This window comes from Streptomyces sp. NPDC057950, assembly GCF_042887295.1.
In the GTDB taxonomy this organism is placed as follows: Bacteria; Actinomycetota; Actinomycetes; order Streptomycetales; family Streptomycetaceae; genus Streptomyces; species Streptomyces kaempferi.
On record NZ_JBHVPP010000016.1, the window covers coordinates 60274 to 68940 of the forward strand.

The following is an 8667-nucleotide window of genomic DNA, read 5'->3' on the forward strand; positions in this document are numbered from 1 at the left end:
TCGCCTGGTACCAGGCTATTTGCGTGTGCGGGGGACGGCTACTCGACCTCCGAGCACCCCGGGGAGCCGGTTCGGTGTGCTCGCGCGGGCACCCTCCAGGAGGGCGCGGAAGGGCGGCCGCGCAGCGGGGAGGGCCCCGGATCACGCACAGAGGGGAGGGCCCCGGATCCTGACGATCCGGAGCCCCCCGTACCGCTTCACTCCGCCGTCGCGCGAGCCGGGCGGTGAGGGCCGGGGCCCGGCTTGTCCCGAGGGCGCGGCCGGGCCCCGCGCGTCACGCGCTGAAGCGGTGGGTGCCGGAGCCGACCCGGTACACCGCGCAGCCGTCCTCCTCACGCAGGAAGGTGCCATGGTCGTGGGTGACCGCCCGCCGGTCGGCAGCGGGGATCCACACCTCCGCGGTCGTGTTGGGAGGCACGCCGCAGGTCAGGGCGAAGTGGCCGGACCGCGTGCGCCACTGTGTGGAGACCGGGCCGTAGACCGAGGTGAACGTGGCGCGGGCGGAGGTGACGCCGCCGCCCGGCCGGGGCCGTACGACGATCTCGCGGTACCCGGGGCGGCCCGCCGCGATGCCGGCGATGTTCGTGTACATCCACTCGCCGACCGACCCGTAGGCGTAGTGGTTGAAGGAGTTCATGTCCGGTGTCTGGAAGGTCCCGTCGGGCTTGATGGAGTCCCAGCGTTCCCACATCGTGGTGGATCCCTTGTCGATCTGGTAGCCCCAACTGGGGAAGGAGCGCTGCTGCAGCAGCCGGTAGGCGACGTCGGTGTGCCCCGTGTCGGTGAGGACGGGAAGCAGCCGGGGCGTACCGAGGAAGCCCGTCGACAGATGCCAGTCCTTGGCCTCGATCAGGGCGACGAGACGGTCGGCCGCGGCCTTTCTCAGCGCGTCCGGCAGCAGGTTCATCGACAGGGCGAGGACATACGCCGTCTGCGTGTCACCCTTCACCCTGCCGTCGTCGGTGACGTAGGCCTTCCGGAACGCCTCCTTTGTCCGACCGAAGAGATCGAGCCAGGGGGCGGCGTCCTCGTCGATCTCCCGGGCGATCCGGGACGCGAGGTCGGCACTGTGGGCGAAGTACGCGGTGGCGATGACGTCCTTCGGTGTCTCGTCGTCGACGTTCAGCCAGTCGCCGTATCCACTGGCCGGCCGCAAGAGGTTGTCACTGTTCTTCTCCAGGTACTTCAGCCAGGACCGGACGGACGGCCAGGCATCCTCGAGCACCTGACGGTCCCCGTACGCCTGGTACAGGGACCAGGGAACCGTGACGCCCGCGTCGCCCCAGCCCGCGACGCCGTTGCCGACCGTGCCGACCATGGGTGCCACGTCCGTGAACGCGCCGTCCGCCGTCTGCCCGTCGCGCAGGTCGACGAGCCACTTGCTGAGGAAGCGGGCCGACTCCATCGTGTAGGCCGCGGTCGGCGCGAAGACGTTGATGTCGCCGGTCCAGCCCAGCCGTTCGTCGCGCGCGGGTGTGTCCGTCGGCACGGAGAGGAAGTTGCCGCGCTGACCCCAGGTGATGTTGCTGTGCAGCTGGTTGAGCATCGGGACGTTCGTCTCGAACTCGAAGGTGAAGGGCGCGGACGTGTGCATGACGCGGCCGGTCACGGCCTTCGCCGAGGGAGTCCCGGGGAATCCGGTCAGCTCGACGTAGCGGAATCCGTGGAAGGTGAAGCGCGGCTCGTACGTCTCCTCGCCGCCGCCCTTGAGGGTGTACGAGTCGGTCGCCGCGGCCGTACGCAGGTTCGCGGTGTAGAGGGTGCCGTCGGGGTTGAGGACCTCGGCGTGCCGCAGACGTACGGTCGTTCCCGCCTTGCCGGAGACCCGCAGCCGCACGGAGCCGACCATGTTCTGGCCCAGGTCGAGGACGAAGACGCCCGGCTCGGGTTCGGTCACCTTCTTGACCGCGAGTTCCTCGGCCACCCGGACCGGGCCGTCCACCTGCGCGACGATCCGGGCGGGAGCGGCGTCGCCCGCGCCGCGGACGGCGAGCCACGTCCGGTCGTCGAAGCCGGCAGAGGTCCAGCCGGCGGTCTCCTTGCGCGCGTCGTACGTCTCACCGCCCAGCAGGTCGGCGGCGACGATCGGCCCCGAGGTGGCCCGCCAGTCCGGCCCCGAGGTGATCCGCTCGCTCGTCCCGTCCGCGTACTCGACCTCCAACTGGGCCAGCAGCGAGGGACGTTCACCGTACTGGTGGGGCCCGAACATGCCGACGTTGCCCGCGTACCAGCCCGGCGCCACGTACACACCGAGGGCGTTGCCGCCCGACCGCAGCAGCGTGGTGACGTCGTACGTCTGGTACTGGACGCGCTCGCGGTAGTCGGTCCAGCCCGGAGCGAGATGGTCGCGGCCCACGCGGCGGCCGTTGAGGTGGGCCTCGTACAGGCCCAGAGCCGTGGCGTACAGGCGCGCGCGGGAGACCTTCTTGCGGGGCAGCCTGAACTCGTGCCGCAGCTGGTTGGCGGCGTACGACGCGGGGACGACCCTGCCCCACGGCCCGGCTCCCCACGCGGCGGCCTCCTTCGCCGCGGGCCACGCGCTGTCGTCGAAACCGGCTTCGCGCCAGGTGCCGGAGGGTTCCTGGTCCGTCGATCTCCAGGAGGCGTCGGTCAGGATCCGCTGCTCGCCGGACGCGGTCCGGAGAGTGAGGACGGCCACCAGACCCGCGGGTCCCTCGCTCGCGTTGGTCGCCGAGATCGCGAGGACGTTCTCACCGGAACGCACCTGGGCGAGGACGTCGACGACGGCCGGACGGCGCCAGCCCTCGTTGTCCGTCGCGAGGTCGGTGCGGGCCACCTCGGCGCCGTTCACCGAGACGGTGTAGACATTGTCCGCGGTGATGGCCAGTGTCGCCGCGATGATCCCGGCCGGAAGAGCGACGGTGCGACGGAACCAACGGGTCGCGGCCGGGGCGCTGTTGGCCGGATCGCCCTCCGGGAACCAGATCCAGGCGCTGCCTTCGAGGGACGGCGCGTCGGTGAGGGCCGGGGGCGCGGAGATCCATTCCGCCGACCACTGCGCCGCGTCCATGAGACCTGTCTCCCACCACGACGGCTCGCTCCAGCCGGAGGCCCGACCGTCGGCGCCCCACACCCGAACGGTCCAGAAGTAGCGTGTGCGCGGCTCCAGCCCGGGGCCCGCGTAGGGGACGAGGACGGAATCGCCGGAGGTGACCTTCCCGCTGTCCCAGACGTCCGGGTGCGACAGGCCCGAGGCGCTGGAGGCGACGCGGATCTGATACGCGCTCTGGCGCGTGCCCGGCTCGTCCGAGGCCACCGGCCAGCTCAGCCGGGGGTGTTGCGCGTCGATGCCCAAGGGGTGCTGAACGTACTCGACGGTCGGCACCGTCACGCGCGGGGCGCCGTGCCGGGCTCCCGCCGGAGCGGATGCGGACGCTGCGGTCCCGGCTGGTCCGGCTCCGACGGCCACGGCACCCACCGTGGCCGCCGCGCTCGCCAGGATGTTCCTCCTACTGATCACTACGGCCCCTCACCTAGGAATGATGAATCGATTCACATCGGTGGACTTAGGTGAACGTAGGGGCGCACGGGGTGGGGGTCAATGAGTGTGCAGGGACTTACTTGACGGTCCCTCACGACGGAACGCGCTTTCGGTGGTTGCTCAGGTGCTCCCGGGACGGCCGATTGAACGGTTTCAATCCCTGAGACCCGGGCGCGAGCGGCGCGGGTGCCTTCGTCGTCGGTGTCGCCGTGTCCGGCGGTCCGCGGTGCGGCGCGGGCTGTTTCGGATGCGACGGGGCGGGCAACCGGCCGCTATGAACAACGGCGAAGTTCAGGCGGAAGCGATCGAAACCCGGGGGGACGAACACCATGTCGTCCTCAGTGCCGACACCAATGGTGACGGGAAGCCCGACGTGTGGATGACCGACACCACGGGAGACGGCAAGGCCGACCTCTACCAGTTCGACACGACAGGAGACGGGCAGGTGGACGTCACGATGGTCGAACGTGCCGAGGAGCCGGGCGAGGACCGTATCGTCGTCGACGGCGACGGCGGTCATCCCGTCGAGCCCTGAAACCCGCCGTCCGCGCCCGCGGGTTTTCCGGGTGCGGACGTCGTCCTCGTTCGCGCCGGCGAAGTCGGCTGACCGCGCGAGCGGTTGGAGCGGGAGACGCGCGCGTGTCCGCCGTGGGTGTTCTCGCGGGGGCGTCGGGACTCTTTCAACCGTCGTCGGTACGCGCCATGCCGTCGGGCCGGCCGGAGCACGTCCGGCGCCACCGCCCGCTCACCGTGACGGTGCCGGACGGAAGTCCCCTCCTGCGGCTCGCGCACTGTGCCCTGGTGCCTTGCCGGGCCGGGGCGTCCCGGGGTGTGCGGTCGCCCCCCGAGCCCGGCGCCTGCGTGTGACGGACGGACTGTCCGGGCCCTGGCTCGGGGGAGACGACGAACGGTGGTTGTCAGGCGCCGACGATGCCGGACTTCGCGATGGTGATCTTCGCCTTGGTGGAACCGTTGCGGGAGCCGAGAGCCTCGACCTGCTTGACGATGTCCATGCCCTCGACGACCTCGCCGAAGACGACGTGCTTGTTGTCCAGCCAGTCGGTCACGATGGTGGTGATGAAGAACTGCGAGCCGTTGGTGTTCGCACCCGCGTTCGCCATCGACAGCTGACCCGGCTTGGTGTGCTTGAGCTGGAAGTTCTCGTCGGCGAACTTCTCGCCGTAGATGCTCTTGCCGCCCGTGCCGTCGCCCCGGGTGAAGTCGCCGCCCTGCAGCATGAAGTCCGGGATGACCCGGTGGAAGCCCGAACCCTCGTAGCCGAAGCCGTGCTCGCCCGTGGCCAGCTCGCGGAAGTTCCTCGCGGTCTTGGGGACCACTTCGTCGAACAGCTTGAAGACGATACGGCCCGCGGGCTCGTCGTTGATGGTGATGTCGAAGTAGACGTTGTCGCTCATGAAGACATCCTCACATCTCTTCGTTCCGCGATGGCACACACCTCCCCGGGTGACGCGCTGGGACCCGGCGTGCCACCCCGGAGGGCGGGCGCGCGCTCGGCCGGCCGGGGTCCGGTATCGGTGGCGGCGGTCCGTGCGGTGGCGGCATGACAAGCTGTACCTTCAAGCGCCCGAACCCAGGAGGTCAGCATGACTGCCGAGTCACAGCCACAAGAAGGTTCGGAGCCCACCGAGGCCGAGAGCCCCGCCCTGACGCCCGACGAAGACGGTCAGTACGACCTGAAGCGCAAGTTCCGCGAGGCGCTGGCGCGCAAGCGCGGGATGCAGACGGACGGGACCGGCGGCAACGGCAAGCCGGACGCGTCGAAGGTCCGCGGAGCACACGGACCGGCGTCGAGCCAGCGGTCGTTCCGCCGCAAGAGCGGCGGCTGAGCCGGACAGCGACGCGCGCACCTTGCGTAGGCGCGCCTGCCCTGAGAGTCGGATCGGGAACCGGTCGTACGTGGGTGCGTCGGCACAGTGACGACACGGCCCGCCCATGCGAAAACGTACGTCGATGGCCCGCCGCCCCCCCGACGGGCGCGGGCCATCCGGGAAGGGTGCTCCGACGGGGCTGGAGCGGGGCGCGCCGTACGTGCCGTTCGGCGGGCGGCGCGGTCGTGTCGTGGCAGCACGGCCGGTGGCGCGCCGTACGCCGGTCGGATTTTGCGGCCCACGGTGCGCCCTGTCGCGCGGCAACTGTCCGGCCGGTCCCGTTCCCTCAGCGACGGCCCTTGCAACACACCTGAGGGAGCAAGGGGTTGACGCCGTCGCGGGATGCCGTCGCGGGACGCCGACGCTGACACCGTGCCGACGCGCATGCGTACGCTCCCGTCGCCGTTCCCGGACGCGGAGATCGCGCTCGTCGTGGTCCGGGGCCGTCCGCGTGGGGAGTGGCCGGAACGGCCCGGACAGGTGATCCACTGCGCCCGACCGAAGTGGTGAACCAGGGGTCGGCCTGTGGGGGACCGGGCGCGCTTTCGGCGGCGTCCCTCACCGGACTCTTACCTTCAGACTCGGATGGACAGGACCCGAGCCGACCGCGTCGGGTGTGAGCCGCGTTCCTGGTGCGGAGCGCGCGGCGACGACTGCCGACGGTCGTACCGGGCGACCGTCGGGTCACGCCAGGTAAGAAGTCAGGAAGACATCGTCGGCCTCGAATGATCCGCGGGTTCGCGACCCCGCCCGCCGCGGTGCACTGTGGAAAACATGACGGCGTGGAATCGGGGCTTTGCGCAGGCGGGCCGGACAAGCCGTGTGCTGTTGCTGATTCCGGTGGCGCTCATCGTCCTCATCACGGTGGCCGACATCGTCGCCCCCTCCGACATCGTGCTCGGTCCCCTGCTGGTCATCGCGCCCGCCATCACCGCGTGGGGCGAGGGCCCCCTGGTCACGGGCAGCGTCGGGGCCGCGGCGATGGCGGCTCAGGCGTTCATCGGGTGGCGCTCGGGCCTGCTGCTGTCACGGAACGTGCTCGTGCAACTGTTCGCGCTGGCGGCGCTCTCCGCGCTGATCGTCATCCTGTCCGTGGTCCGCGACCGGCACAGCCGTGAGCTCGCCCGGGTACGGTCGGTGGCCGAGGCGGCACAACGGGTACTGCTCTGGCCGCTGCCGAGTCGGCTCGGCACCCTGCGGCTCTCCTGCGTCTATCTGGCCGCCGAAGAGGAGGCCGAGATCGGCGGTGACCTCTACGCGGCCGCCCGCAGCCCGCAAGGCACCCGTGTCGTGATCGGCGACGTGCGCGGCAAGGGCCTGCCCGCCATCGGTGAGGCGGCCTTCCTGCTCGGCGCGTTCCGCGAGGCCGTGCACCAGAACGCCGGGCTGCCCGCGCTGGCAGGCTCCCTGGAGCGGAGCCTCAGCAGATACCTCGACGACTTCGAACCCACGGACGAGGCGGGGGAACGATTCGTCACGGCGCTGCTGCTGGAGATCCCGGACGACGACCCCGTCGTCCGGATGGTCAGCTGTGGCCATCTCGCGCCGCTGCTGCTGCGGTCGGGCCGCGCGGTGAGCGCCCCGGATCTGGCCCCCGCGCCTCCGCTCGGCGTCGGTCTCACCGATCCCGGCGAGGTCACGGTAGCCGTGCTGCCCTTCACCGTGGACGACACACTGCTCCTGTTCACCGACGGTGTCGTCGAAGCCCGTGACCGCGACGGGGTCTTCTATCCGCTCGCGGACCGCGTCGCCGAGTGGGTCGGTCAACCGCCGGAGGCCCTGCTCCAGCTTGTGCAGCGCGATCTGCTCGACCACGCCGGCGGACGCTTCGGCGACGACGCCGCCCTCATCGCCATCCGCCGCACGGGGGAGCGGGCGCCGTCGGCGCGAGCGCGTCAGGCGTCGGCGCGAGCTCGGTAGGTGTCGGCCCGAGCACGGTAGGCGTCACTCCTCGGGGCTGAGGGGGACGGGAGCGGAGACGCCTTCCACAGGCGCCAGGGCGAGGCGGCGTGAGCGGGTCACGAGGGTCCGCACATGGGCGCCGGACGCCCAGGACCCCGGGCGGGGAACTCGATCCTGATGATCGCCCGGGGCGAGGGCGCCGCCTATGGCTCTTTTCACATTCCGGCCGGGAAGAGGCCCGTCGTGACCCCGGTCACCCCGAGGTGCGCGCGATTTGTTTATGTTCGCTCCTCAGTGACCCTTCCACACCACTTGTCGAGGCTCGCTTGAACATGCCGAACCGACCGCGCCCCCCGCAGCACGTGGAGATCCCGGCGAGACACCGAGGCAGGCGAGCCTTCGCCGGTGCCGGTGCACTCCTGGCGCTGACGACGGCGCTCCTCGCGGGCGGCACGGCGCACGCGGCACCCGCGAGCGCGGCCGCGGCCGTCGACAGGACCACCGAACGGTCCGGAGCCGACACCCGGCCGCCGGCCGCCGAACCCCGCGACAGGACACGTGTGACGGCGGCGGTGCTCGACCTCGACGGCCCGGGCCGGGAGCCCACGGTGTACGGCGACGACGTCACGTACGACACCGCGAGCATCATCAAGGTCGACATCCTCGCGACACTGCTGCTGCGGGCGCAGGACGCGGGACGCCATCTCACCGCGAAGGAACGTGCGCACGCCGAACCGATGATCCGGCGCAGCGACAACGCGGCGGCGAACGCGCTGTGGCGCGAGATCGGCCGGGCGCCAGGTCTGGAGGCGGCGAACAAGCGGCTGGGCCTGACCGAGACCAGGGGCGGATCCGGTACTCGCTGGGGGCTGACCCGGACGACGGCGAGTGACCAGATCCGCCTGCTGCGCGCGGTGTTCGGTACGGGCGGGACGTCGGACGCGGGCACCGGCGGGCTGAACCAGGAGTCCCGGACCTATGTCCGGACCCTGATGGCCGACGTCGCGAGCGAGCAGGCGTGGGGGGTCTCGGCGGCCGCGGGCTCCGGGTGGGCTCTCAAGAACGGCTGGCTGCAGCGGAGTACGTCCGGACTCTGGGACGTGAACAGCGTGGGACGGATCGTGGTGGACGGACACCGCTACCTCGTCGCGGTCCTCTCGGACGGCAGCACCTCGATGGAGAACGGTGTCGCGCTGGTGGAGGGAGCCGCTCGGGCAGCCCTCACCTCGGCATCCGGGCAGTGACCCGCGCCGGCGGCGGGGCGCGCGGCCGGCCATGACGTGGTGGGACCGGGGCCGGCCACCCCGGGGCCCCCCCCCCCCCCCGGGGGGGGGCCCCGGGAACCCGCCCCCCCCCCCCCCCCCCGCGGGCGTG

General features: G+C 71.4%; 6 protein-coding genes. 4 read left to right on the forward strand and 2 right to left on the reverse strand.

Features of this window, described 5'->3' with window-relative positions; all coding sequences use genetic code 11:
• Positions 1 to 274 precede the first annotated feature (274 nt).
• Entirely contained in the window at positions 275 to 3481 is a 3207-nt protein-coding gene (locus tag ACFVTC_RS25490; RefSeq protein ID WP_390130650.1) for an alpha-L-rhamnosidase, read from the reverse strand.
• 295 nt (positions 3482 to 3776) lie between these two features.
• Between ACFVTC_RS25490 and ACFVTC_RS25495 the strand changes: the two genes are divergently transcribed.
• Entirely contained in the window at positions 3777 to 4037 is a 261-nt protein-coding gene (locus tag ACFVTC_RS25495; protein WP_390130652.1) for a hypothetical protein, read from the forward strand.
• A 382-nt stretch (positions 4038 to 4419) separates the two neighbouring features.
• Here the strand turns inward: ACFVTC_RS25495 and ACFVTC_RS25500 are convergent, their stop codons facing one another.
• On the reverse strand, positions 4420 to 4917 hold the full coding sequence (locus ACFVTC_RS25500) for a peptidylprolyl isomerase (protein WP_390130654.1): 498 nt from the start codon (positions 4915 to 4917) through the stop codon (positions 4420 to 4422).
• Positions 4918 to 5106: 189 nt separating this feature from the next.
• Between ACFVTC_RS25500 and ACFVTC_RS25505 the strand changes: the two genes are divergently transcribed.
• The 3 genes from ACFVTC_RS25505 (at position 5107) to ACFVTC_RS25515 (ending at position 8537) form a co-directional block, all read left to right on the forward strand.
• Positions 5107 to 5349, forward strand: coding sequence for a DUF5302 domain-containing protein (locus tag ACFVTC_RS25505; RefSeq protein ID WP_390130656.1), 243 nt, complete (start codon positions 5107 to 5109; stop codon positions 5347 to 5349).
• Between the two features lie 816 nt (positions 5350 to 6165).
• Positions 6166 to 7311 carry a PP2C family protein-serine/threonine phosphatase gene (locus ACFVTC_RS25510; RefSeq protein ID WP_390130658.1) on the forward strand — a complete coding sequence of 382 codons (1146 nt, stop codon included), beginning with the start codon at positions 6166 to 6168 and terminating at the stop codon, positions 7309 to 7311.
• Between the two features lie 314 nt (positions 7312 to 7625).
• Positions 7626 to 8537, forward strand: coding sequence for a serine hydrolase (locus ACFVTC_RS25515; RefSeq protein WP_390130660.1), 912 nt, complete (start codon positions 7626 to 7628; stop codon positions 8535 to 8537).
• The last annotated feature ends 130 nt before the right edge of the window (positions 8538 to 8667 follow it).

Bases quoted from the DNA above. Each gene is read 5' to 3' on its own strand.
- ACFVTC_RS25495 (WP_390130652.1), top strand. From the start codon at position 3,777: ATGAACAACGGCGAAGTTCAGGCGGAAGCGATCGAAACCCGGGGGGAC.
- ACFVTC_RS25500 (WP_390130654.1), bottom strand. From the start codon at position 4,917: ATGAGCGACAACGTCTACTTCGACATCACCATCAACGACGAGCCCGCG.
- ACFVTC_RS25505 (WP_390130656.1), top strand. From the start codon at position 5,107: ATGACTGCCGAGTCACAGCCACAAGAAGGTTCGGAGCCCACCGAGGCC.
- ACFVTC_RS25510 (WP_390130658.1), top strand. From the start codon at position 6,166: ATGACGGCGTGGAATCGGGGCTTTGCGCAGGCGGGCCGGACAAGCCGT.
- ACFVTC_RS25515 (WP_390130660.1), top strand. From the start codon at position 7,626: ATGCCGAACCGACCGCGCCCCCCGCAGCACGTGGAGATCCCGGCGAGA.